The organism is Streptomyces sp. NPDC086787 (genome assembly GCF_044745865.1).
GTDB lineage: Bacteria > Actinomycetota > Actinomycetes > Streptomycetales > Streptomycetaceae > Streptomyces.
Genome location: NZ_JBIVBC010000002.1, coordinates 690,352 through 716,040, shown reverse-complemented (window position 1 = coordinate 716,040; position 25,689 = coordinate 690,352). Strand labels below are relative to the sequence as shown.

Here is a 25,689-nt window from a genome sequence, read left to right as displayed (position 1 = left end):
GGGCCGCCTGCGGTCAGCAGTGCACGGTGAGGCGGACCACGTAGGCGTCGGGGTCGAGGTCGTTGAGGTAGGCGTCGGCGAAGGGGTAATAGTCCGCCGGGCCCGACTCCAGGCGGCGGCCGTCGAGGGTCACCAGGATGTTCGACGGGATCACCCGCGCGGCCTCCGCGCGGGCGTAGGCGTCGGGGTCGTCGCCGAAGTGGTCAGCGGGTTCCGCGTGCATGAAGCACAGGCCCTCGGACATGAGGAGATCGTCGAGGGCGCCGATCAGCGGCTGTTCCCGGTGGGCGTGCCAGCGGTCGGGGTGGTCCGCGAACACCTCCACGGGAGCCGCCGGTGGCAGGGTGCGGGCGAGGCGCCGCCACTCGTGCCAGGCGGCCCTGGCGCGGGCGGCGACCTCCGCGCGGGGAGTGTCGAAGTCGAGCAGACCGCGCGGGCCGCCGTCGCAGCGGCCGGGGGGCAGCTCGCGGGGGTCCCCGTTCGGGTGGTGGAGCGTGCGGACGAGGCGGGGGTCGTGGCCGGCACCGGACACGACGAGGAATTCCCAGCCGGAGTCGCGGGAGCTGGGCCACCACCCGTCCCACCACTCGTCCGCGTGCGCCGTCATGGCGGCGTCGATCGCCTGGGGGACCCGGTCCCGGGGTACGGGAGGCAGGCAGAGGGTGACTGTGTCCTTGGCCATGGTGCCGTGGTCGTCTTTCGGTCTTGCGGGTCTCGTCTTGCGGGCGGGGCCGGGGCCCCTCGCGCGGCGAGGGGCCCCGGCCGGGGGTCATGCGCAGTTGACGTTCGGGTCGCAGATCCCGGCTTCGTTGGCGTCGTCGATGGCGTCCTGTTCGTCGAGTCCTGTGAAGTCGAAGGGATCGAAGCTGTCCTTGAACGTCTCCCAAGCACCCCGTTTGAAGCCGTAGTCGCGGATGTTGATGGCTGCCGAAAGACCACCGAAGACGGGTCCGAGCAGGCCCACGGCGCGCACCTTGGGACCCTTGGGTCCCCGGGATCCACCGCGGGCGTCCGTCGATCCGTGCGCCGGCACCAGCGACACGGCGCTGCTCTGGTTGTCGAAGCCTCCGTTGGGCGAGATGACCCGGACACGGCCGTCGTTCTTGTAGTGCTCGGCCACCATCTTGGCCTGTTTGTCGTCGGCGGCAACGAACACGACGTTGTCCGTCTGGTGCTTCTTCGTGCCCATCTTTCCGTCGATGTCGCCGGTGATGTCCTTGAGCGCCTTGTCCGAAGAGGTGGCTTCGACGGCGTCCCAGATCTCCACGGAGACGACCTTGCCCTTCTCCCAGGTCACCTTGATGAGGTCGGCGGTGGTGCCCAGTTTGACGTGCTGCTTGTTGGCGGGGTCGTCCAGATAGCCCTTGGCCAGCTTGTTGTCCTTGCCGAACTTGAAGTAGGTCTCGTCCTGGTAGAAGTAGCGCGCTCCCGTCCGCGTCTTCTCGTCGTAGAACTTGCCGCCCTTCTTCAGATCGCCGTTCAGCTGCTTGTAGGCCGCCCTACTGGACGGGGCGTCCCAGTCGTTGGTCGTCGCGTGCGGGATGCCGTGCTCGTCGTAGAAGATGTGGTGCTCGTTCGACGTGCCCTTGTTCTTCGTGACCTGCGTGTGCGCCTTCTTCTTCTCGATGATGATGTGGCCGCCGATGCACTTGCCCGGGTTCTGCTGGCACCAGGCCATCAGGTCCGGGTCGTACAGGCCCGACGGATCGCTGCGGTTGACCGGGTTGTTGCGCGCGTAGGCGTAGCCGTTCATCTGTAGCGGGTCGCCGATGTCGAAGACCGGGTCGGCGCTGATGAACCGGCCCAGCGCGGAGTCGTACTCACGCGCGCCCAGGTGGGTCAGACCGGTGCTCGCGTCGTCGACGCCGCCGACGAAGCCACGGCGGTCCGGCCAGGCACCCGGTTTGGCGCCGCGCAGTTCACCGAAGGGCTTGAAGGCCCGGCGGGTGACGGTCTGACCGGCGCCCAGTTCGACCGCGATGTCACTGCTGCCGTGCTGGTCGCCCAGCAGCACGCTCAGTTTGTGGCCCGTGGCGGAACCGCTCGTGGTGCGTACGACGGTCGGCGCCGCGTCGTTGCTGTAGGCGCGGGTGGCGCGGACCGCCTTCCCGGTGGCGTCGGTGGTGATCTGGGTTTCGCCCAGGAAGAGGGTGCTGCCGGTCCTGGTGCGTTCCAGCAGGCGGTTGCCCTCGGCGTCGTAGACGTAGTCGGTGTTGCCGCCGACGGTCCAGCGCTGGGCGCTCGTGCCGTTGCAGGTGTAGACCTGGAGGTCGGTGCTCGGCGCGGTGTTGGCGCCGGGGATGTCCAGGCACCGCTGGGCGGCGGTGTTGCGCAGGCTGCCGTCGGCCCCCAGGGTCCACTGCTGGGCCGGATCGGCGGTGTTGCAGGTGGCCAGCTTGACGGGGCTGCGCTCGGTGGTGCCGGATGCGGCCGCGCACTTGCCGACCGCCTTGAGCTGCCCCTTGTCGAAGGTCCACTGCTGTGCGGCGCTGGTGTTGCAGGTGTAGATCTGGATGACGGTGCCGTCGGCCGAGTTGCCGCCCGCCACGTCGAGGCAGACTCCGCCCAGACCGGTGATGTGGTCGGACGTGCCGGTGCCGTCGCTCGTGCTGTCGAGATGGTTGTCGGCGGTCCAGACGAGGGACTGCGGCTGCGCACCGCCCGGGCGGGTGGTGGTGTTGCCGGACGCGTCGTAGCCGTACGCCTCGGTGACGGGCGTCTTGCCCGGCAGGGTGAGGACCGAGGCGGTCAGGGTGTGCGGCTGCGGAGCGGCGGGGTCGTTCGTGCCGTAGCGGTAGGCGCGGGTGGCGGTGACCGCCGCGCCGCCGTCGTGCTGGGTCAGTCCGGCGCGGTTGCCGACCACGTCGAAGGTGTACGCGTCCCAGTACGCGGTGCCGCCCGAGGCGAGCGTGGCCGTGTCCGGGGCGGCGTTCGCCAGTGAGGCGGTGAGCTGCGAGTCCGGCGCGGTCGCGTCGGACACGGCGTCCGGTGCCTCGGCGACCGGGCCGGTCGAGGGCTGGGCGTCGCCGCGGTAGCCCCAGGTGCTGCCGGAGGCGGACCTGCAGCCGGTGCCCGAGCCGTTCGGCGTGATGGAGGAGGTCCAGGCATGGACCATCTCGCCCATCACGTCGTACGTGAAGCACTGGGTGTCCCAGCTGGTGGCCGTGGCCGTGGCGGACTGCGTGGCCAGCGAGGTGATGTTGCCGCCGAGGTCGTAGGCGTAGCGGGTGTCCGCGACGCGGTACGGGCCCGCGGTCTCCCGGTCGCTCACGCTGCGCTGGACGCGCCCGGTGTGCTCGTCGATGAAGTTGGTGGTCCAGACCCGGTACGGCTGAGGGCCGTTGACGGTGCGCAGGACCTCACCGAACGGAGAGTAGCTGACGTCGGCCGTGTACCAGGTCAGGCCCGACGTGGACTCCGGCTTGCCCTCCTTGTCGTAGCGGGTGATGACCCGCTCCTCGGCCAGGCCGCCGGGGGTGGCCGGCATGGTCACGGAGAGCGGCTTTCCGGTACGGGTGTAGTCGTAGCGGTACTTGTAGGTGCCGGCCAGGCCCTTGGTGGCCGTGGTGTCGGGGATGACGGTCTCGGCGCCGGTGATGTGGTACTCGGAGTCGTAGCCGGTGACGCGGTTGACGAAGTCGCCGGTCGGGTCGTGGCGGACGGACTCCGACAGCTTGCCCTTGGCGCCCGGCAGCTTGTCGAACGTCCACTCCTTCACGGGGGCGGCGGTGGGGCTGCCCTCGCGGACCGCGGTGACGCGGTTGCCGGCGTCGTAGTCCGTGTACTGGGTGACGCCGCGTGCGTCGACGGTCTGCACGACCCGGTCGAGGTCGTCGTAGTACTGCTTGACGGTGCCGGCGTCGGGGTCGACGCTTCGGGTGAGGCGGCCGCGGGAGTCGTAGGCGGAGGTCCAGGTGTTGCCGGCCTCGTCGGTGACCCTGTCGCGCTTGCCGCGGACGTCGTAGTGGTAGGTGGTGCTGCGGCTCTTCTTCCCGGCGGTGTCGGTGGCGTGGTCGATGTGCGAGGTGCGGCCGAGCGCGTCGGCGAAGACCGTGACGGTCTCCTTGGCGTCACCCGCCGGGTCGGTACGGACCCAGTCGGGACCGTACTCCACCTTGTCCGACCACTTCTCCACCCCGCTGTGCACGGTGGTGGTCTTCACTGGGCGTTCCTGGCCGTCGTAGAACTTCAGCAGTTCGCTGGGGTAGAGCGTGTCGCTCTTCGCCTTGAACTGGTCCGTCGACGGATCGCCCTTGACCAGGTAGGCGGAACGCTCGCGGGAGGCGAGGCCGTGGTCGTTGTAGAAGGTGTCGGTGATCACGCGGCCCGGTCCGTGGGCCGGGGCCTGGGTCTGGATCTGGCGCAGGAAGCCGTCGTAGAGGACGACGTGCTTGCTGTAGGAGCCGTCGTCCCTGAGGGATTCCGTGGTGACCGCGGTCAGCCGGTTCTTGGCCGCCAGCTGGTAGCTGATCCTGACGTCGGGGTCCTGGGTGCCCGAGGAGTGGGACGGTCCCCACCCCTTGACGAACCGGCCGAAGGCGTCGTACTCCGAACGGGTGACCTTGCCGTTGGCGTCGGTGACGGTCAGCTCGCTGCCACGGCCCGGGTCGAGGGTGGTGAGGGTGCTCAGCCCGAGTTTGTCGGTCACCTTCGTCGCGGTGACGGGGCCGCCGATGTCGCCGGGCGTGTACTCGGTGCTCGCGATCTGGTCGGCGGCGTCCTTGACGGTACGCAGACGGCCGAGCGGGTCGTATGTCTTGACCGCGGTGCGTATCCAGCCGGTGCCGGCGGCGTCGTTGCTCTCGACCGTGGTGGGCAGGCCCCTGGTCGGGGTGTCGCCGTAGGACAGGGTGTCGTAGGTGGTGCGTTCCGCGCTGATCAGTTCGGTGGCGGGGTCCGCGTCGGCGTAGTCGGCGCAGGAGGTACCCGTCTTGCGGACCAGCTTGGGCAGGCCGATCAGGTTCGCGGTCGTGTTGTTCAGGTACTGCGACACCGTGCAGGACTGTTCGCCGAGCTTCTCGCCGCCGGAGCCGTCGGGGTTGACGACGGCGGTCTCCACCTGGCTCGGCAGCCCGTAGGTGTCGTCGAAGTCGGTCACCGTGCGGGTGGCCCGCCAACCGCTGTCGAGCTCGGCGATGTCGTCCTCGCGCCGGACGCCGGAGCGCTGTGCGGTCAGCGGGGCGAGGTCTCCGTCACGGGCCCGGGAGGCGGTCGCCGCGGACGACCAGGGGAAGTTGAGGGTACGGCCCACGACCTTGCCGCCGGCCTTGTCGTACTTGATCGACTCGGCGATCATGCCCGCGTACTCGGGCTTGTCGACGCCGAGGGTGTACATGCCCCTGGAGTCCTTGATCGTTTCGCCGGTGCCGCGGAACCAGTGGGTCTCGGTCTGGGTCTGCGTGCCGTCCCCGGCGGCCGAGCCCTTGCGGGAGATCACCTTCCCGTAGCCGCTCCACACGCTGTACGTGCGCAGTTCGGGCTTGGAGAACTCGTCGCCGTCCTTCGACCAGGCCGGGTCCTCGTAGGTGTAGTGCGTGTTGATCTCGGCGCCGTTCGTCGTCATCTTGTCGTACTCACGGACGGAGTCGACGACGTACTTGTTGAACCAGGCGATCGGCGGGGTCGTCAGCTCGCCGTCCGGCGACCAGTGCACCGGGAAGCAGGTGTTGTGGTTGTCCTTTGGCGCCACGTCCGGCTCGGTCTTGCAGCCGCCGCGGTAGGTGATGTCGATGTCCGCGCCCGCGTCGGTGGTGATGGTGCCGATGCGGGGGCGGGTGAAGCCGGGGCGCTTGTCGGTGCTGCTGCGGCGTACCAGGTTGGGGAGCTGCTTGTCCTTCAGATAGTCGCCGAGCGGGTCGTCGGCGTCGACCGTGTACGGCGCGAACGTGGTCGGGGACGGTTCCTTGACGCCCGTGGAGTCACCGGGGGCGAAGGCACGGTGGGAGATGGCGCTGAGCCACAGGCCGGGACTGGTGTCGTACCAGTCGCGGGGGAAGCGCTGGTCCAGCTCCCAGGAGTCGACCTTGCCGAGTTCGGTCTGGCCCGACCGGGCGGCGTAGGTGGTCACCGCGTCGAGACGGGTGCGGATCCAGAAGGAGGGGAAGGCGGGGCAGCGCTTGGAGGTGGACTTGCAGTTGAGGTTGCCCGGCGAGTCCCACCACTTCTGGTACGACTTCGGGTCCTTGGTCTTCTCGAAGTTGTCGGGATCGCAGACCGTCTCGCTCTCCAGGCAGCGCTCGGCGGTCTCGAAGACCACCTTGGCCGCCGGGGAGGTCAGCGAGGAGGGGCGCAGACCGTACTCGATGGAGACCGGGTAGCCGCCGCGGACGTAGCTCTCGGGCGACTTGGTCTTCTTGTTGACGGCGTAGTGGTTCGTCTCCCGCTTCCAGTTGACGATCATCGCGTTGCCGTGCACGTCGACGACCTTGTCCAGGCCCCAGTGCCAGGCCTGCTGGAGCTTCTTGCCGGAGGAGTCGGTGCAGCGCGAGGCGGCGAAGGTGGCGCCGTGGCAGGGCTCGTCCGGGTGGTTGCCGAAGACGGGCACGGTGAAGACGGAGTTGGTGTCGGCGTGGCCGCCGCCGACCTTGTTCAGGCCGTAGTAGTACTGGGTGCCGTCGGTGGTGGTGACGACCCAGTACTCACCGTTGTCGTCGCCGTTGTCGCCCCCTGTCCTCAACTCCACGCGGGTGCCGTCGTCGTGCTCGGGCTTGTACATGTTGGTGTTTCCGACACGCACCAGCTCGCCGCTCGAACCGCCCAGCGACATCACGGCGTTGTAGGAGACCCAGCACAGGTCGGACGTCTTGTCCTTCTTCGCCGTGTTGTTGGGCGCGCGGTGCTCCGCGTCCTCCTTGGTGTCGTCCTTGCAGGAGCGGTAGCGGCGCTCGATGTGGCCGGGTTCGTAGTCCCAGCCCTCGCCGATCCAGGAGGTCTGCGGGGCGTTGGTGGCGGTGCGGCCGTCCACGGCCTGCGAGGAGTAGGAGAGGCTGACGTCCGGCGCGGGTCCCGCGGGGCTCGGCGGCACCGGCATGGGGTAGCTCCAGCTGAAGCCGCCGGAGGAGTTCCCGGCGGCCCACTTGCCGGCGGCGGACAGCGGGGTGGCTTTGAAGGAGCCGCTCTCGCCGGAGCCGGAGTCGACCGCGCCGACGACGGCCGTGCCGGAGCCCGCGGCGGTCGGCGTCGCCCGGTAGGAGGCCTGCATCACGCCGGAGCCGGAGGTGGCGTGGCGTGTGGCGGAGGCGGACTGGGCGGTGGTGCCGTCGGCGGCCGGGTCGACGGTGGCACTGACGGTGCCGGTCGCGGTGTCGTTGACGGTGTCCAGTTCGGTGTAGGTGCTGCACTCCTCCACGTCGGGGGTGGTGAGGTAGCACTCGGGGAACTGGACGAGTTCGAGCCGGGAGGCCCAGTCGGCGCCGTAGAGGTTGCGGAAGGCGTCGTACTTGAGCTCGACCTGGACCGGGAGTTCGCCGCCCGGTGGTGTGGTGACGGTGATCAGCGCGCCGTCGATGTCGAGGCCCTCGGTGGTGGCGCGGTCCTTGAGGCCGACCTGCCAGGTGCCGGTGGGGGCCGGGGAGTCGGGGGCCTGGCCGATGCTGACCGGCAGCGGTCCGGCCTGCTTCGGCTCGGCCGGCTCGTCCGTCGCGGTGGCGGCCGTGACGGCTTCGGCGGCCCGGGCACCGTCGCCGCCGGAGTAGCGGGCCGGAGTGACCGGCGTTCCGCCGAAGTTCACCGGGTAGGTGCCGCTCTGCGGCGGGACCACGGTGTCCTCCGGCGGTTCCTCCGAGGCCGTGGGGGCCCGGTAGACGAACCCGGACCGGCTCGCTGTGAGGGATTCACCGGAGACGGGGAGGTCTTGCTGGAGGTCCTCCAGCGGCACGCCGTCACGAGTGGTCGGCGGGGGTACGGCGATGGCCTGCGCGGGCAGCAGCGTGACCATCAAGGCGGCGCCGACGGCGGAGCCCGCCAGGGCTCGCAGTCGGCGCCGATGAGAGTGCCGGAACACGGAAGAGGGCCCTCCAGGCCGAAGTGCGTCGCGCCGACATGGGCGGACGCACAGAAGATCCATCAGAACAGGCAGATTCTGTGATCCACGTGTGGAGAAAAGCGAGGTTCCCCGTGTTCAAGTGATCATGATCACGCCAACGTTTGCCCCATGGGGGCAAGTTGCACGCCATATCCCGTCAGGTCCGCCCAGGGCGGGGAGGTTGGAGCCACTGCCTCACCAACTGGACACTGGTCGCCCTTCCGGACGCATCGGCACGTAACGGGGCGCAAAATAGTCCCTGTTGGGGGGCCAGTGTCCGAAATGACGCGTCGTCACCACTGCTGTCGGCCCGCCGGCCTGGCCGACGTGTCCTGCGGCCCCCTACCCGTGCGCACCGCGTGTCACACCTGTCGCCCTGTCCGACGCGGGATGACGGCGACGGTCGGGTGAGCCATGATCTGCTCGCCCGCACCGGGCCGACATACCGCTAGGGGATTCACGCAACATGAGCAGTAGATGGCGACGCCTGCCCTGGCGTCGGGCCACTGCGGGGACCGCGCTGGCCGCCGTGCTGGCGTCCGGACTCGCCGTCGCGGGCTGGTACGCCGACGAGGATCCGCCCGCCGGGGCGAAGCCCGGGGCCAGGTCCGCCACCGCCCGCGGCACGGAGGCCGAGGCCATACGGGCGGCGGCCTCGTCCGGCGAGGCCGTCGAGGCGATGGGCCTGCGCACCGCCTACTCCAGCACCTGGGCCACGCCCGACGGCATCCTGCACCGCCGTACCCACAGCAGTCCGGTCCGGGCCAGGGTGCACGGGCAGTGGAAGGCCATCGACACCCGGCTGGTCCGGGTCGAGGGCGGCTGGTCCCCCAGGGCCACCAACACGGGCATGGTCTTCTCGGCCGGCGCCGACGGCACGCGCGGCGAGCGGGCCTCGCGCCTCGGGTCGGTGCACCGTTCCCTGCTCGCGACCCAAGTGGTGACCGGGCGTGCGGCCGGGGGGTCCGGGGTCCAGGGCAATCCACTGGCGTCGCTGACGGTGGACGGCCACGAGCTGGTGCTGACCTGGCCGTACGCGATACCCGAGCCGATCGTTGACGGATCGCGGGCCCTGTATCCGGAGATCCTGCCGGGCGCCGATCTGGTGCTCAGCGCCGACGACGACGGCTTCGGTCAGGTCCTTGTCGTCAAGAACGCCCAGGCGGCCAAGGACCCGCGGGTGGCCTCGCTCGCGTACGGTCTCTCCTCCCCGGACCTGACCTTCGGCCTCGACGAGCGCAGCCGCGTGGTCCACGCCAGGGACGGCAAGGCCACGGACGTCGCCCTCTCCCCCACCCCGCTGATGTGGGACTCGGCCGGCGCCACCGCCAGGACCGACGGCGGCCTGGAGGTGTCCCCCGCGCCGGGCGGGACGACGGTGCGGCCCACCGGCGACGACACCGAGGACGCCGGGGACGCCGGGGAACCGTCCGCGGCGCCGGACTCCCCCACCACGACCCCGAAGCCCACCGAGACCGCCGGTGAGCCGGGCGACCCGTACCACGACGTGCGTCCGCCCGCCACCGACGAGGCCGCCGACCCCACCCTCGCCCCGCCCGGCCAGGGACTTCCCTCGCGGTCCGCACCGGCCGAACCGTCCCCGCCCGCGCCGCACACCGGCGCCGCGGCCACCCTGGACCTGCCCGGTCTCGCCGGGCCGCAGCCCGACTCGCACGGCACCCTGGTGGGCATCGAACTCGGCGACGGCAGGCTCACGCTGACGCCCGACCAGAAGCTGCTCACGTCCGACGACACGGTCTACCCCGTGTTCATCGACCCCTCGATCAAGAAGCACACCGACGACTGGACGACGGCGTACAACCGTCACCCGGACGCGACCTTCTACAACGGCAAGGGCTTCAACTCCGGGACCCACGAGGCCCGAGTCGGCTTCGAGTCCGACACCTGGGGCACCTCGCGGTCCCTCTTCGCGATCGACTGGGACGCCTCGCTGAAGGGCTCCAAGGTCTACAGCGCCACCCTCACCACCCTGGAGACGTACTCCTGGTCCTGCGACGGCCGGGTCGTCGAGGTGTGGGAGACCGGTCCCATCTCCTCCGGCACCAACTGGTCCCACCAGCCGTCGTGGAAGAGGAAGCTGGACTCCAAGGACGTGGCCCACGGCTGGAAGGCGTCGCGCTGCCCCGACGACTACGTGGGCTTCGACGTCAAGTCGCTGGCACAGGACGCCGTCGACGGCGGCTGGAGCAAGGTCAACATCGGTATGCGGGCCGCCAACGAGAACGACCAGTACGCCTGGAAGAAGTTCCAGGCCGACGGCGGCGACGACCCGTACATCGACCTCGACTACAACCGTCCGCCGAAGGAGCCCACGGGGCTGGACATGGACCCCGAGCTCTACTGCGACACCAGCGAGCCCTACGTCCAGGTCGGCCGGTCGGCGGTGGCGTTCTGGGCGAGCGCCTCCGACCCGGACGGCAACCTGTCCAAGATCCACTTCGACCTGTGGCCGACCGGGGGAAGCGGCAACCTGATCGCCGACCCGGACATCGAGGTCGGCAACACCCACGGCACCAGTGCGCGCGTGCACACCGCGGAGGTCCCCGCGTCGAAGTTCGTCAACGGCAAGACCTACTCCTGGCAGGCGCGAGCCATCGACAAGCGCGGTCAGTCCTCGACGAACGCGCCCAAGGGCGACCTGCCGTGCCGCTTCGTCTACGACGGCGCGCGGCCGACCTCGCCCACGGTGACCTCCAGCGTGTTCCCCGACGCCGACGCCAACCACGACGGCGACCAGGACGACAACGGCGACAGCAGATGGAGCAGCACCAGGTTCGGCACCGCCGGGTCCTTCACCTTCAAGTGCGCCGACTCCGACGTGGTGCGCTACGAGTACGGGTTCAACGGCAACTACACCTTCACCAAGAACCGCACGATGGTGGGGGCCAAGCCCGCCCCGTGCGGCTGGGCCTTCCCGGACTCCGTCTCCGTCAAGCCGCCGCAGGCCGGGCCGAACCTGCTGTACGTCCGTGCGGTGGACGACGCCGGTAACGTGTCGGAGCCGACGAAGTACTTCTTCTACGTCACTCCGAACGAGAAGGCGGACGCGCCGGGCGACATGACCGGTGACAGGCTGCCGGACCTGTTCGTCATCGACGGCAACAACGACCTGCGGCTGTACCCGTCGGCCGGCACGACCGACCTCACCAAGGGCACCGGTGACCTGCACGCCTCCATGGGCGGCGCCTACCGGGAGAACCCCGAGGCGGACCCCGGAGACACCACCCCGGAGGACGAACCGGCCTATCTGCCGGTGGACACCGGTGACTGGTCGGGTGCCCTGATCACCCATCTCGGCGACGTCTACCGCGGTGACGGCCTCCAGGACCTGATCGCCCGCCGCGAGGGCAGGCTCTGGGTCTACCCCGGCGACGGCTACGGCGGCGTCGACGTGGACCGGCGGCAGGAGATCCTGCTGCCCGCCGGGTCACCCGACCCCGCCACGTACACCCAGCTCGTCTCGGCGGGCGACGCCACCGGGGACGGCAAGCCCGACCTGTTCGTACGCGTCGACGGGGCCCTGTGGTTCTTCACCGGCTACAACGGCAGCACCTTCGCCGGAGTCACCAAGCTCGCGTCCACGGCATGGACCGACCGCGACCTGGTGACCGCCCAGGACATCTCCGGTGACGGTGTGACCGACCTGCTCTACCGCAGCGACACCTCGGGCCGGCTGCTGCTGCGCCTCGGCAAGCCCGCGGCGTCCGGCGGTGTGGACATCTCCTCGCTCGCCGCGGCGGTGGACTCCGCCACCGGCGAGGACGGGATCTACGGTTCCGGCGGATGGAGCCGCGCCGCGATACGGATGATCTACGGCACGCCCGACGCCAACGGGGACAAGATCCCCGACATGTGGGCGCTGACCGCCGACGGCGTGGTCCGCTTCTACCCCGGCGGCCGGACCGTGCACGGCACACCCGTCACGGTGATCAGCGGCGGCTGGACGGCCAAGAAGGCGTTCGGCTGAGCGTAGGCGGAACAGCGCGACGGCCCGCTCCGGTTGTTCCGGGGCGGGCCGTCGCCTGTCGTGCCCGCGCTGACCGGTCACCCGTGTGGACCGGTCAGCCGCAGGCGCGGTCGGGCGGCGTCACCTCTTCTCCCGGCGGCACCGGCCCCGGCGGAGTCCCGTCGCCGAACGGGCGGCCGCCCAGTTCGTCCCGGTGATGCGGGGCGAGCCAGGCCGTCAGGTCCGGGCCGAGGGGAACGATGCCGCTCGGGTTGAGGCGGGTGTGGACCAGGTAGTAGTGACGCTTGATGTGGTCGAAGTCGACCGTGTCGCCGAACCCGGGCGTCTGGTAGAGATCACGGGCGTAGGCCCACAGCACCGGGTCCTCGGCGATCTTCCACCGGTTGCACTTGAAGTGGCCGTGGTACACGCAGTCGAACCGCACCAGCGTCGTGAAGAGCCGGATGTCGGCCTCGGTGATCGTGTCCCCGACCAGAAAGCGGCGGTGGGCCAGATGGTCGGAGAGCAGCTCCAGCCGCCGGAACACGTCGCGGTACGCCTCGTCGTACTCCGCCTGGTTCACCGCGAAGCCGGCCCGGTACACACCGTTGTTGACATCCCGGTGGATCCCCGCCATCAGCAGGTCGATCTCGTCGCGCGGCTGCTCCGGGTAGAGATCGGGGGCACCGGCCCGGTGCAGGTCCTTCCACTCGGTGGCGAGATCGAGGGTGATCTGCTTGTAGTCGTTGGTGACCAGCTTCCCGCTCGGTACGTCGACGATCGCGGGCACGCTGACCCCGCCCGGGTATCCGTTCTCGCGGGCGTCGTATGCCTCGCCGAGGTACCGGATGCCGAGCACCGGGTCCCGGCCGTCCGGGTCGAGAGTGAACCGCCAACTGCGGTCGTCCTGAAGCGGATCGACCACCGCCATCGGCAGGGCGTCCTCCAGGCCCAGCAGCCGCCGCGTGATCACCGCGCGGCTCGCCCAGGGGCAGGCCCGGCTGACCACCAGCCGGTAGCGCCCGCGCTCGACCGGCCAGCCGTCCCTGCCGTCGGCGGTGATCCGGTCCGTGAAATGGCTGGCGGAACGCTTGAACGGCTTGCGTCCGTATGCGGCGTTCCCGTTCCCTCCGGCGTCCGAGGCGCCGTCGTCCTGTCCCATGTGGTGCTCCTCACCTGCCTGGGCCGTCCATCGCCCGGAGTTCGGACACCGGCCAAGCATCCATACCGTCAGCCCGACGCGACACGGCGCCCGGACCGGAACGTCACCCACCTGCCGCGCGGGCGTCGCCCGGACGGCGTGCGGCGGTGACGCGGCTCCTCCACGTCGACGGCGAGACCGGCGCCGAGGAGAACCACCGCGAGAAGGAGAACAAGAAGCGGGGGAACCATAGTTGTCAACCTCCTGACCAGCCGGTGCCCCGCTCCTGTGCCGCCACTCACCCCGGCGCCAGGAGACTCGTACCCGGGCCGTCGAGCTTGCGTAGACTGAGGGGAACGGTGCCGCCCCCAAGGGCACCGCCTGATTGCCGCCGGATCGGGAGGCCTGTTCGTGACCGAGTACCCGGGCACCGTCGAGGAACGGAACCGGCGGCTGGCACACGCCGGCGTCGCCCGTGCCGAGACCCTCCTCGCGGCGAACTACGGGATGTCCCGGCAGGAGGCGTTCGATCTGCTGCGCCGCACTTCCCAGCGGTTCAACATCAAATTGCACACCCTCGCCGAAACCGCTGCTCGGATGCCCGCACCGGAGGCGGGCGGCCGGGTGCCGCAGCGTCAGTACGCGGCCGCCCCGCCGGTGCCCGCCGTGCAGGCGCGGGGAGAGCGGCTCGGTAGCGACAGCGCCGTCCTCAAGGCCGCGCTGCACCGCACGCTGGGAATCACCGGTGCGCGGATGGGCAATGTGCAGTTGGTGGAGAACGGCTTGCTGCGCATCGAGAAGCACACCGGGCTGAACCGGCGTTTCACCGACTACTTCGCCTTCATCGAAACCGCCACGACGTCTTGCGGCCAGGCCGCCGAGGAGAGCCGGCAGATCACCGTGAAGGACGTCGCCGCGTCCGACACCTTCGACGAGACGTCCCGGCTGACGATCCTGCAGACCGGCAGCCGCGCCTGCCACAGCGTTCCCCTGGTCGGCCTGGACGGCAGCGTGGTCGGCATGATCTCCTCCCATCACGAACAGACCCTGCACGGCCTCACCGAGGCCCAGTTGACCGCCCTCGAACAGGTCGGCAGCCAGGTCGGACGCTGGCTGAGCTGGCACCGCGACACGGCTGTCCGCATCGCGCTCGACCATCTCCACACCAGCGTCGCCCACCGGAACTGACCCGCCGATCGCGGACGGGCCCGTCCCGCCGTCGCGGCGGAACGGGCCCGGGGAGCGGTCGGGCTCAGTTGGTGCACACGGTGCCGGAGGCCGGCAGCGTCCCGGTGGTCAGGTAGCGGTTGGTGGCGTCCCGGACGCACTGGGAGACCAGGAACATGCTGTAGTCGTCGCCTTCATGTCCGAGGACGACGCTGCCGGGCAGCTGAGCCGCCAGGGCCGAACCCGCCTGGTACGGAGCCAGGGCCTGGTGGGTCGACTGGAGGATCAGCGCGGCCGGAGCACCGTGCACCTTGGCGCCCGCCTTGACGGGCTGTGCCGGAACCGGCCAGCCGAGGCACTCGGTGATGGCCTTGTAGGAGCGCACGGCACCACCGAGGTGCGGGGACACCCGGGCGAGGTCCTTCCGCAGCCGGGTGAGCTGGGCGAAGGTCTGCACCGGGCGTGCGTTGTCCAGGCAGGCGGGAACCTGGACCTGCACCTGGTCGAGGGTGTCGTCCGGGTCGTGGGTGAAGTCGTCGGAGTCGTTGCCGTCCTTGGCCTTGGCGATGGCCCCCGCCAGCTCCGGCCAGGCGGGATACGTCAGGGTCAGGTAGTCCTGCGTGGCCTCACGGATGTCCTCGCCGGTCAGCGGCTGGTGGGCCCGCATCCCGGTGGGGATCGGCGTCCGGTCGGCCTTGGCGATGAGGGCGTCGTACTCGGCCCCGACGTTCTTGCCGTGCAGCGCGCACTTGTCCGACGAGTCGCACCAGGCGGCGAAGCGCTTGAAGGCGGTCTCGGCGGTGGTCGCCTCCTGGACCACTCGGGAGAGCGGCGAGCCGGTGTCGTCCAGGGCGGTGTCGAGGACCATGGTGCGCAGCTTGCCGGGGTAGAGCTTGGCGTAGGTGCGTCCCAGCAGCGTGCTGTAGTGGATGCCGTACCAGTTCAACTGCCGTTCGCCCAGCCCCTTCCGAACCGCCTCGAAGTCCCGTGCGGTGCTGGTCAGGTCGACGTGGGCGGTGAGCCGGCCGTTGCGGCGCAGGCAGTCCTCGGCGAAGGCCCGGTTGTGGGCGACGAGTGCGTCGTAGGCGGCCTGGCTCCGGGGGAAGTGGGTGATTCCCGCGGGCTTGGGGGATTCCCCGCAGACGATGGGCGTGCTGTGTCCGATACCGCGCGGGTCCACCGCGACGAGGTCGAACTTCTTGGCCATGTCACCGGCTTGGCCCGGGAAGAAACCCGCTCGCATCGCCAGCCGGAGCTGCTCGATCGAGGAGCCGCCCGCACCGTCGTTGAGGAGCAGCGAGCCCTGGCGGTGGGCCCGGTCGTCGGCGGGGCGGCGGACCATGGCGAGACTGAGTCTGCCGTCGTGGGGGCGGGACCAGTCGACGGGCACCTGCATCGTGCCGCACTGCATGCCCTTGAAGTCGGCGTCGGCGCAGGCGTGCCACTTGATGCCGTCGGCGGTGTCCTGGTAGCCGGACTCGTCGGCCTGTGCGAGCGCCGGTACGGCGACAGCGGCCACGAGCGTGGAGAAGGCGGCGGCGATCCAGCCGGCGCGCTTGCGGTTCATCGTCATTTCGTGTTCCCAGGTTCTGTCGTTCTGTGCCTGGAGTCGTACGGACTCGAGGCGTGGTGCTTGGTGCGTGTGCAGGGTGCGTTGGGCGCGCTGCTGCGGTAGGGCTGTTGGCGGTGGGTCAGCTCCTTATCTCGTCCTGGTCGTTGTCGGGGATCCAGGAGCCGTGCAGACCCGCGCTCACCCGCTGGGGCAGGTGGACGGTGGCGATCCGGTTGAGGCCGCAGGCGTCGAGGACCAGGAGTTGCGAGGCGTCCTGCTTGAGGTCGGAGACGACGGTCAGGAGGTAGCCGTCGTCCTCGTGGGTGGCTCCGGCGGCGGGGACGAAGACTGCCTCGCTGGGCAGACGGGCGTCGCCGACCTGGTGGATGCGGCGGGCGCCGGTGGTGCGGTCGTACTTGACGATGCCGTAGCCGCCGAAGCCGCGCTCGTCGGGGAAGGAGATGGCGTATTGGTAGCGGTTCTCGACGCCCAGGTAGTCCTCGTTGAGGGTGGGGAACTCCACCGCGAGGTCGTCGATGATCTGCTCGTCGACGGTCCCCTCCGCCATGTCGATCACCCAGCGGCGGGTGTAGGAGCGGGTGACGGGCTCGGTACCGCGTTCGGGGGCGCCGATCCACCAGTTCCAGGAGAGGTGGAAGCCCTCGCGGTCCACGGTGGGGCCCTCCAGGACGATGCGGCCCTGGCCGTCCTCGTAGGCGTTGGAGACGTGCAGCATGTTGCCCGGCTCGATGGAGAACCAGCGGATGTTCCGGGCACCGTCGGCGCCGCGCGGCATGACCCCGATACGGGACGGGTGCTGGTCGCTCCAGCCGTACGGGATGCCCGAGTGCTCGGTCGGGTCGAAGGTGACGTTGCCCTCGACGAAGACCACGTGGTGGCGGGTGATGGCGAAGTCGTGCTTGAGGGAGGCGGTCGCGTCCGGGATCTCGGCGCTGTGGACGATCTCGCCCTTGGCGTCGGAGACGTAGTACGTCAGGAACGGCGGGAACGGCGAGGACCCGAAGAAGTGGAGTTCGCCCGTGGCCGGGTCCTCCTTGGGGTGCGCGGTCATCGCGGTGCGCAGCTTGCCGTTGAAGTCGAAGGCGCCGACCGTCTCCAGCTCAGGGGTGAGCTCGAAGGGGAGGTTCGCCTCGCACAGGGCGAGCAGTCGTCCGGCGTGCTCGATCACATGGGTGCCCGCGGCGCTGGCGGTCAGGTCCGGGCCGCGCTCGGTCATGTAGGGGGCGCCTTCGAGAGCGGGGGTGTGCACCCAGCGGTTGCGGTACCACTCGGCGCGTCCCTCGCGCAGCCGGATGCCGTGGACCATGCCGCTGCCCTTGAACCAGTGCGTCGGGGTGACGCCGGGCTTGGGGTTGTGGCCGTTGCGGAGCAGCCGTCCGGTCAGCTCGGGCGGCAGGTTGCCCTCGACGGTGAGCTCGGTGGCGGTGATCTCGTCGGCGACGGGGGTGAAGTGACCGGTCAGGTACGGCTTCGCGGCGGTCATGGCCAGAACCTCTCTGGTGGGATGGGCGTGGAATTTCCCCGGCTGCGCGAGGCTCGGTCAGGCCGCGTGCTCGGAGCGGGACTTCAGGTGGGAGAGCCAGTTCTCCAAGGAGTCGTGGAGCGCCTTGGTGAGGTGGTCGACCGCGCCTTCGACCGGAGCGCCGCTCCAGGACTCCTCGGTGCGGACGACGACCTGGCCGCCGTTCTCCTCGAACGTCCAGACGTGAATGCCGGTGATGCCGTCGGCGGGGCCGCCCCACACGATCCGCTCGCCGGGGACCAGTTCGCTCACGGTGGAGGTGATCTCCAGACCGTGGGTTCGCCAGCTGAAGGAACTGCCGGGGGCCAGGGGGCCGTTGAGCTCGGCCCGCTCGATGTCCGGGTTCCAGACGGGCCAGGCCGCGATGTTGGTGTGGGCCTCCCACACCGTTGCCAACGGGGCGTCTATCACGGTGCTCAGGCGGACCACGACCGGGGCGGTCTCGTCGATGGTGATCATCTCTGTGTTTCCTTTGTTCGGGACATGAGTCCGTTCAGGACTCGAGTCGGGGGACGGCGGGGAGCCGGGGTGGTACGGCTGATCCGGTGGCTCGGCCGCGCCGAGGTCGGTTCAGACGGTCTGCGGGTCGGCGGCGGGGTGCGCGGAGGCGTCGGTGGTCCGCGAGCCGGAGCGCCGGGTGAGCCACAGCGCGAGGAGGGCTGTCGCGGCCAGAGTCGCGGCCGAGGCCGTGAAGGCGGTCCGGTATCCGGCGGTGAGAGCCTCCAGACGAGACTCGCGGGCGGGGGCGTGGGCGGTGACGGAGCCGGCCAGGGTCGCCAGGGCGGCCAGACCGATCGCGCCGCCGACCTGTCGTGTGGTGTTCACCAGTCCCCCGGCCAGACCGGCGTCCTCTCGCGGGACCCCGTCCACGGCGAGCGCGGTGAGCTGGACGAAGGCGATGCTGAGGCCGAGGCCGACCAGGATGCTCGGGCCGAGGATGTCGGTGAGGTAGCTTCCGTCGGCGCTGATCCGTGACAGCCACAGCAGTCCGGCGGCCTCGGTGAGCAGGGCCGCGGTCACGGTCGCGGTGGCTCCGATGCGCTGGGAGACGCGTGGGGCGAGGGAGGCGCCGAGCATGTTGGCCGCGGCGAGTGGGAGTTGGCCCGCTCCGGTGGCCAAGGGACCGGATCCCAGGACCTGTTGCTGGTAGAGCGGCAGGAAGTAGAACAGGGCGATCCACACGGACCCCAGCAGGGCCATCAGCAGGTTGCCCGCGGCGACCCGTCCGGTGCGGAACAGCCGTCCCGGTATGAGCGCGTTCGGCAGGCGGCGCTCGATCACGGTGAAGGCCGCGAACAGCAGGGCGGCGGCGCCGAGGGCACCCAGCACCCGGCCGTCGGTCCAGCCGGCGCCGCGTGCGGTGGTCAGGCCCCAGACCAGGCAGGTCAGGGCGAGGCTGACGGTCACGGTGCCGAACAGGTCGAACCGTCCGGCCGCACGTCCGGCTGTCCGCGGCACGAGTACCACCACGGCGGCCAGGACCAGCAACGCTCCGAGGGCGACCGAGTGGAAGATCCAGGGCCAGCCCCATGCCTGGGTGAGCACGCCGCCCAGCAGGACGCCGCCCGCTCCCCCCGCGCCGGAGACCGCGCCCCACACACCCAGTGCCCTGCCGCGCCCCGAACCCGACGGGAACTGTTCCATCGCCAGGGCGAGCGCGGCCGGGGCGATGGCGGCGGCGGCGAGACCCTGTACGGCGCGGGTGGCGATCAGCACGCCCGAGGTGGTCGCGAGTCCCGCCGACAGCGAGGCCGCGGCGAACAGCGCGAGGCCGGCGATCAGCACCGCGCGGCGGCCGAGGAGGTCGGCCGCTCTGCCGCCCGCCAGGAGCAGTGCCCCGAACGCCAGGCCGTAGGCATTGACCACCCAGGTGGTTCCGCCGTCCGACAGACCGACTCCGCCGCGGATCTGCGGGAGCGCCACATTGACGATCGATGTGGCGAGCATGACGGTGAACTGGGCCGCGGCGAGGGCCGCGAGCGCTGCTCCCGGCCGGGGGGCGCCGGGTGCCGTCCGCCCTGTCTGCGTGTGTGCGACGTTCATGGGGCACAGACTCGTGCCGGACGGTGTCCACATTCCAGGCCCGGCGGTGCCGGGGACTGTCCACTCCTGTCCACGCCTGCTCAGCGGCCGTCGGCCGGGCGGGGCACGCTCACCGTCGTCGTGACGCGGACCAGGCAGGGTGTGCTGGGCGTCGAACCGAACCCGAACCGCACGGCCGGTTCCACGGGGGCGAGACGGCCGAGGTCGTGCCCCTCGTGACGGGCGCTCACCGCGGTGATCCGGTGCAGGTCGCGTACGCCGTACCACTCGCGACGGCCGCCCCCGGCGGTCCCCCGGGTCCGTACGCCCAGCAGCACGCGAGCGACCGGGTCGGTCACCGCCGTCCACCAGGTCCGGGCGGCCAGCGCGCCCGGGACGGCCCTGAGCAGGAGCCCCGGTACGTTTCTGCGGCCGACCGTCAGGCACAGTTCGAGCAGTGAACCCGCGGTGACGGTCCAGTGGGTGCCGTTGACGCGGACCCGTACCGGCATCACACGTACCTCGTCGAAGGTGTAGGTGCGGGCGATGAAGTCGGCCGTGCGCCGGGTCGGGGCCAGCAGCAGGCGGTGGCCGTCGTTCCGCTCCAGCATGATGTCGGTGAACGGGCCGAAGGGTGAGCGCGGCCAGTGGCCGACCACCAGCCGGGTACCGGATGCCGTGCCGGTGCCGGCGATCCAGCCGTCGAAGCGCAGCCGCTCGGCCCGGGGCGCGCGCCGCCGCGACGGGTTCATCGCCCGGGGGCGGCGCGGTGCCGTGGCGGGTACGGACGATGCCATGGCGGGCACGGGACGTGCGGCCGTGTCAGCCGGCCTGCCCGAAAGGGGAGGACGAGCCCTCGCTGTCCCGGTGCGTACGACACCACACGCACCGACTCCCCCACGGGCAGGCACCGAAACCCGCGGTGCCGATTCGCCGCGCCCTCAGCCGCCCCAGACCGACCAGGACAGCCCTCCGTGCGCGGATGCCAGGACGGCGAGTACGACGAGGTCGGCGATGCCCAGTCCCAGGCCGAGGAGTGCCCGGAACCGGCGTGGTGTGTCCCGGCGCAGCGCCATGACGGCGAGCACGATGGCGATGGGCCCGAGCACGAGGTTCAGGGCCAGCAGCCCGACGAGCCCGAGGACGAAGGAGGCCACGGCCATGCCTTCGGTGTCCTGCCGGCCGGTCGGGCGCGAGGAAGGGGCGGTCATCCGCATGGTCAGGCCCTCCTTGTCCGGTTGCGGCGCCGTCGTTCGCGTCCGGAGAAGACGACGAGCCAGATGGCGATGAGCCCACCGAACACCAGCGTGAGGGGCCAGGGGAGATAGGCGGCCGACCCCACGACGATGCCCAGCAGAAGCAGAGCGACGACCAGGAAGAGCATCCCTACCTCCTCAGCCCGGTGACGACGGTGACGGACTCTGGTTCCCCGTCCCGCCGGTGCGGGGGATTCTGCGCACGGTTATTCGTCAACGTGTTCATGACATCGCCGGTTACCCGGGGACGGCCGTCTCAATGCACCGGACCCGCACGGGACCCCGATCAGACCGGGCTGGACGGATGTGCCGCCGTCGCCGACCTGGGCGGCCAGGCCTGCGGGGAGAGGATGCCGAGGACATAGGCCCGGGCGACCAGTGCCGGGCGGGTCGCGGCTCCGAGGAGTTCGCGCAGACGGCTCAGGTGGTAGTCCACCGTCTGCCGTGAGAGGTGCAGTTCCTCGGCGATGTCCGCGTTGCTGCCGCCGGCCGCGAGCAGGGCGAGTATCCGCACCTGGGCCGCCGTCAGGGCGGGCTGGGCCCGGTCCCGCAGACCCAGGTGGGTGACGACGGCCCATACGCCGGAAACCCTGGACGCCCTGGTCACATGGGGCACCGTGTCGCAGACGGCGGTCAGCTGGATGCGGGCCCGCCGCTGCCAGCCCTCCGCGTCGACGAGTACGGCGGACACACGGGCGCTTCTGCGCCGGCCGGTGATCAGATCGCCCCAGGTCCGTTGCAGGGTGGCTCGTTCGGGCGTATCGGCGAGCAGGGTGTCCGCAGGCAGCCCGATCAGGTCGGACAGGCGCACCCGCAGGACTTCGGCGACCGCGGTACCCGCCTCGCTCACTCGTCCGCCCCGGGTCAGGCGGACGCAGGCCAGTCCGCTGTGGTCCCGCAGTGCGCGTAAGTCCGCCTCGGCCCGGTGTCGTTGGTCCAGCACCTGGGAGTAGTCGGTGACGTCGACGTAGATGCCCGCCACACAGGGTGTCGCGCCCCAACGGACCGGGAAGCGATAGCCCGCCGCGTGCCCGGAGCAGCCGTCGGCGCGCTGGTAGGTGAGCGTGTGGCGAACGGGCCTGCCCTCGGTCATGACCTCCTGGTCCAGGGTGAGGAAGCGGGCGACGTCGGCGGGTCCGTCGAGGTCGGCGAGGTGGCGGCCGATCACGGCGTCGCGTGTCGTGCCGTACAGGTGGGCGTAGGCGTGGTTGGCCCACACGTAGTGGCCGGTGACGTCACGGACGAACGCGGCGGCCGGCGCGAGGTCGGCGAGCGCGGCGTAGGGGTTCCGGTCGGGCGGCCCGCCCGCCTCGGTCGGCAGCGTCCTGAAATCGACCTCGTCCACGGCCCAACTCCTTCAATCCTGTACGACATCACTTTGAGTGACACCTCATGCGTAACCCGTAGCACTCGGGGCAGGCGAGAGAGTCGGGCGCCCCCCTGCTCCACACCGCCCGTTCGCTAGCGCATCACGGCACCTTCACAAGACGCCAATCGTGAGGGCGGGTAGGGCATTTGCCTGAGTGGTTCGCGTAGTACAGCCGCTTGGAGGTGAGTTGGGACTGGTTCGCTTGAAGGAGGCGAATTGACGGGTCGTGGGTGCCCTCGACACAAAGGAGTTGGATTTCCGTGAGCAAGGTGCTCTACGTGCATGCCAAGGGCGGTCCGCCGGTTGGGCACGCTCTGACGCGGGTGGCCGCGAGGTCCGCGGTGCACCTGCTGGCACTGAGCGAACTGCCGCCCGGCGTGGCGGACGGCGCCGCCGGGCTGTGCGCCTCGGCGGTCACCGCGCCGGAAGCGGACGGTCGCGACCTGGTCGAACTCATCACCTCCCGGGCGCGGGAGGTCGGTGCGGACGCCGTCCTCACCTTCTCGGAATACGCGGTGGTCGCGGTCGCCGAGGCGTGCCGGAAACTCGGTCTCAAGGGTGCGGGGGCCGCCGCCGACCTCGCCCGCGACAAGCGGCTGATGCGGGCCACATGGGACCGGCACGGCATACCCCAGCCCCGGTTCCGCGCCGTGACCAGCCTCTCCGAGCTGGAGCAGGCGACCACCGAATTGTCATGCCCGCTACTGCTCAAGGCGGCCTGGAGCGCCGGTTCGACCGCGCACCAGATCATCGACAAGCCGGAGGACGCCCCGCACGCCTGGCGGCGGTCGCGCGAGGTGATGGCGGAGTCTGCGCAACTCGGCTTCGCCGAACTGCATGTCAGCGGCGCGTCGGAGGACTTCATCGTCGAGGAGATCGTCACCGGGTGCGCCGAGGAGTGGTTCGACGGCCCCGGCTGGGGTGACTACGTCAGCGTCGAGGGTGTGGTGGTCGACGGGGTCTTCCGCCCGGTCTGTCTGAGCGGGCGAATGCCGACGGTGGCGCCGTTCACCGAGCGGGCGGGCATCACTCCCGCCGCCCTCGGGAACGGGGCGCAGCGCGGGATCGTGGAGCTGGCCCGGCGTGCCGTGGACGCGCTGGGGCTGGAGAACTGCGGCACCCACACGGAGATCAAGCTGGGCGCGGACGGCCGGATGTGGGTCATCGAGACGGCCGCGCGGTTCGGCGGCGCGATGACCGTGCCGCAGATCGAAGAGGTGTTCGGCCTCGATCTGGTCGGCATGTTCACCGATCAGCTGCTCGGCGGCTCGCCGTCCTGGCCCAAGCGGGCGCTGACACCCGCGGACGCCACGGGCGCGGCCGGTTCCCTGGTGGTTCTCGCCGTCAACGGCGACGGCACCCCGTGGTCGCGCCGCCATCGGTGGGACTCCTCGGTGGTCGTCCGCACGGCTCCCGTCGGGACGGGCAGCACGCTGTCCGTGGTCCGCGAGAGCTCCCTGCCGGACGGCTCCCCGGTACCCGTCTACGACCCGGCCGCAGGCGCCAACACCATGGCGGGACTGTGCCTGTTGTCGGCCGACCGGCCGCAGTCCGTCGTCCGCGACTTCACCGCCCTGGTCGACGCGCTGCCCCGCATCCTGCCCACGGACATCACCGAGGGGGTCCACGCATGACGCTCGCACCGGACGAGGCCCGCGTCCCCGACGCGGCGGCCGACCGAACCGTCGTCGGCGCCAACCTGTCGCTGCCGCTGTTCCGTACGCTGTCCGGCGTACTGGCCGGGCACCCGTATCTGAAGGTCGTGGTGGACCGGACCGAGGACACCTGGCATCTGCTCGACACCCGGGTGCACCCCTTCCACGTCGACTACATCGCGACCCGTGTCCTCGGCATGACGGCGGACGAACTCGACGCGCAGCTCGACGCGTTCAACGCGTCCGTGTACATGGCGCCGGACCGCCGCTTCCTGCTGGGCGTGCTGTCGCTGCACTGCGACGAGGAGACCGACGGCTCCGAACGGCCCTTCCTCGTCCTGGAGACGACCGAGGCGGACACCATGCACGGTGCGCTGCTGGAGGACTTCTACCGCTACGTCCGCCACCGGGTGGACGGGCGTCTCCCGCTGCTGCTGAAACCGGCGAACCACGGGCAGGAACACGAACTGGCCGCGGTGAGCGAGACACGCATCCCGCGCATCCTCAGCCAGGAGCTGTTCGGCAACCGGACCCGGACCTGCCTCAACCCGGGCGTGGCCGAGGGGCGGTTGCGGTACTTCCGCAGCCTGGACGAGTACCGGAGTGCCGCAGCGGAGCTCGGCTGGGCGGACATCGTCGCGATGGCCTGCCTGCCGGACGACGTGCCGCGGGTCGCCGGGTTCGTCAACACCGAGCCCACGACGCCTCTTTCGCACACCAACGTCCTCGCCTCGGGCTGGGGCATCCCGAACGCGATCGTCCGCGACCTGGACGCCCTCGTGGAGCAGGACGGGCTGGCCGACGCCTGGGTCCGCTATCGCGTGCAGGAGGACGCCATCACGCTGGAGCGGCTGGCCGGTGCTCCCGAACTGGAACGACCGGTCTGGCACCAGCAGCGCATCCGCATCGACGCCCCCCTGCTCGGGGACGCGCCGATCATGGCGTTGCACCGGCTGCGCCGCGCCGACCGCGACAGCTACGGCACCAAGGCCGCGAACCTCGGCGAGCTGCACCATGTCCTGGACAGCCGTACCGCCGACCTGACCGCGTTCTACGCCCGACCGCGTCCGCCGCGACCGGATCTGCTTGCCCACCTCGCCTCCCGTCTGGGCGAGCCGGGAGCGCCCGTGGAGCGGCTGCGGGTCGCGGCCGCCGAACGGGTGGCGGAGACCGTCCGGGCCCCCGAGGGCGTGGCGCTGCCGTTCCATCTGCACCATCTGTACCTGACCTCGTCGCCCGCGCTGCAACAGGGCATCGGCAAGCTGAAGATGGCGCTCGAACTCGACGCGCTCGACATGGTCGACTCGCTGTCCCTGGATCTCCAGCATCTGATGCACAGCATGCCGATGCCCGACGAGGTGGCTCGCGCCATCACCGGCTCGGTGCCACGGCTGCTGGCCGACGGGCGTCGTCTCGTGGTGCGGTCGTCCTCCAACGCCGAGGACCTGCCCGGCTTCTCGGCGGCCGGGATCTACGACTCGGTGACGACGGTGCGCGGGGCGGAGCAACTGCTCGACGCCGTCCGGCATGTGTGGGCGTCGCTGCTGTCGCCGCGGAGCGTGCGCCTGCGGCATGAGGTCGGCATCTCCCTGGACGACACCTACATGGGGGTGATCATCCAGGAGTACGCGCCGGCCGATCTCGGGGGTGTGCTCGTCACCTGCAATCCGACGCGCCGCGAGGACTTCCGCAACGTGTACCTCAACTGCACGGCCGGTTCCCCCGAGCGCGTGGTGGACGGCACCGTGCTGCCGCATCAGTACCTGTACAACACGGTCGAGGGCGGCGGCCGCACGGTGGACGTCGGCTCGTCGGGCACGGACCTGTCCGCCGACACGCGTACGTCTCTGTCACAACTCGCCCTCGTGGGGCGCCTGTTGCAGTCCCACTTCAGCGAGGACGACCCCGATGGCGCGCTGGACATCGAGTGGCTGATGACCGCCGAGGGCGCGTTCCGGCTGGTCCAGGTCCGACCCTACGCCCGGTGAGCCGCC

Annotated in this window: 15 protein-coding genes; 4 read left to right on the top strand and 11 right to left on the bottom strand. The window is 70.6% G+C overall.

The annotated features are described in order from the left end of the window. Positions 1 to 13: 13 nt before the first annotated feature. Complete coding sequence (locus ACIPK3_RS09405) at positions 14 to 682, bottom strand: hypothetical protein (protein ID WP_402567744.1); 669 nt, start codon at positions 680 to 682, stop codon at positions 14 to 16. Positions 683 to 769: 87 nt separating this feature from the next. Continuing rightward, the gene (locus tag ACIPK3_RS09400; RefSeq protein ID WP_402567743.1) at positions 770 to 8,002 is read right to left on the bottom strand and encodes a ricin-type beta-trefoil lectin domain protein; all 7,233 of its coding nucleotides are present in this window, start codon (positions 8,000 to 8,002) and stop codon (positions 770 to 772) included. Between the two features lie 487 nt (positions 8,003 to 8,489). Here ACIPK3_RS09400 and ACIPK3_RS09395 point away from each other — a divergent pair, with 487 nt between their 5' ends. Further along, complete coding sequence (locus ACIPK3_RS09395; RefSeq protein ID WP_402567741.1) at positions 8,490 to 12,011, top strand: FG-GAP-like repeat-containing protein; 3,522 nt, start codon at positions 8,490 to 8,492, stop codon at positions 12,009 to 12,011. Between the two features lie 94 nt (positions 12,012 to 12,105). Here the strand turns inward: ACIPK3_RS09395 and ACIPK3_RS09390 are convergent, their stop codons facing one another. Beyond that, the gene (locus ACIPK3_RS09390; RefSeq protein ID WP_402567739.1) at positions 12,106 to 13,152 is read right to left on the bottom strand and encodes a glutathione S-transferase family protein; all 1,047 of its coding nucleotides are present in this window, start codon (positions 13,150 to 13,152) and stop codon (positions 12,106 to 12,108) included. Positions 13,153 to 13,542: 390 nt separating this feature from the next. Between ACIPK3_RS09390 and ACIPK3_RS09385 the strand changes: the two genes are divergently transcribed. After that, on the top strand, positions 13,543 to 14,319 hold the full coding sequence (locus ACIPK3_RS09385) for a GAF domain-containing protein (protein ID WP_402567738.1): 777 nt from the start codon (positions 13,543 to 13,545) through the stop codon (positions 14,317 to 14,319). 64 nt (positions 14,320 to 14,383) lie between these two features. Here the strand turns inward: ACIPK3_RS09385 and ACIPK3_RS09380 are convergent, their stop codons facing one another. The 8 genes from ACIPK3_RS09380 to ACIPK3_RS09345 form a co-directional block, all read right to left on the bottom strand. Next, positions 14,384 to 15,865, bottom strand: a complete 1,482-nt coding sequence (locus ACIPK3_RS09380) for an alpha/beta fold hydrolase (protein ID WP_402567736.1) — start codon at positions 15,863 to 15,865, stop codon at positions 14,384 to 14,386. 124 nt (positions 15,866 to 15,989) lie between these two features. Then, positions 15,990 to 17,354 (bottom strand): carotenoid oxygenase family protein, encoded by a 1,365-nt coding sequence (locus ACIPK3_RS09375; protein ID WP_402567735.1) that lies wholly within the window; start codon positions 17,352 to 17,354, stop codon positions 15,990 to 15,992. A gap of 57 nt (positions 17,355 to 17,411) precedes the next feature. Next, positions 17,412 to 17,852: an SRPBCC family protein gene (locus ACIPK3_RS09370; RefSeq protein ID WP_402567733.1), complete on the bottom strand. Its 441-nt coding sequence runs from the start codon at positions 17,850 to 17,852 to the stop codon at positions 17,412 to 17,414. Between the two features lie 111 nt (positions 17,853 to 17,963). Next, the gene (locus tag ACIPK3_RS09365) at positions 17,964 to 19,436 is read right to left on the bottom strand and encodes an MFS transporter (RefSeq protein WP_402567731.1); all 1,473 of its coding nucleotides are present in this window, start codon (positions 19,434 to 19,436) and stop codon (positions 17,964 to 17,966) included. Between the two features lie 80 nt (positions 19,437 to 19,516). Next, a complete protein-coding gene (locus tag ACIPK3_RS09360) occupies positions 19,517 to 20,167 on the bottom strand; it encodes a hypothetical protein (protein ID WP_402567871.1) in 651 nt (216 codons plus the stop codon). Positions 20,168 to 20,356: 189 nt separating this feature from the next. Next, positions 20,357 to 20,632, bottom strand: a complete 276-nt coding sequence (locus ACIPK3_RS09355; protein WP_402567729.1) for a DUF4190 domain-containing protein — start codon at positions 20,630 to 20,632, stop codon at positions 20,357 to 20,359. A 2-nt stretch (positions 20,633 to 20,634) separates the two neighbouring features. Beyond that, positions 20,635 to 20,799 (bottom strand): hypothetical protein, encoded by a 165-nt coding sequence (locus ACIPK3_RS09350; protein WP_402567727.1) that lies wholly within the window; start codon positions 20,797 to 20,799, stop codon positions 20,635 to 20,637. 158 nt (positions 20,800 to 20,957) lie between these two features. Continuing rightward, complete coding sequence (locus ACIPK3_RS09345) at positions 20,958 to 22,016, bottom strand: PAS domain-containing protein (RefSeq protein ID WP_402567725.1); 1,059 nt, start codon at positions 22,014 to 22,016, stop codon at positions 20,958 to 20,960. A gap of 284 nt (positions 22,017 to 22,300) precedes the next feature. Between ACIPK3_RS09345 and ACIPK3_RS09340 the strand changes: the two genes are divergently transcribed. Both ACIPK3_RS09340 and ACIPK3_RS09335 read left to right on the top strand, forming a co-directional pair. Continuing rightward, entirely contained in the window at positions 22,301 to 23,674 is a 1,374-nt protein-coding gene (locus ACIPK3_RS09340; protein WP_402567723.1) for an acetyl-CoA carboxylase biotin carboxylase subunit family protein, read from the top strand. Beyond that, positions 23,671 to 25,683: a PEP/pyruvate-binding domain-containing protein gene (locus ACIPK3_RS09335; RefSeq protein WP_402567721.1), complete on the top strand. Its 2,013-nt coding sequence runs from the start codon at positions 23,671 to 23,673 to the stop codon at positions 25,681 to 25,683. Before ACIPK3_RS09340 ends, ACIPK3_RS09335 begins: the two co-directional genes overlap by 4 nt. Positions 25,684 to 25,689 lie beyond the last annotated feature (6 nt).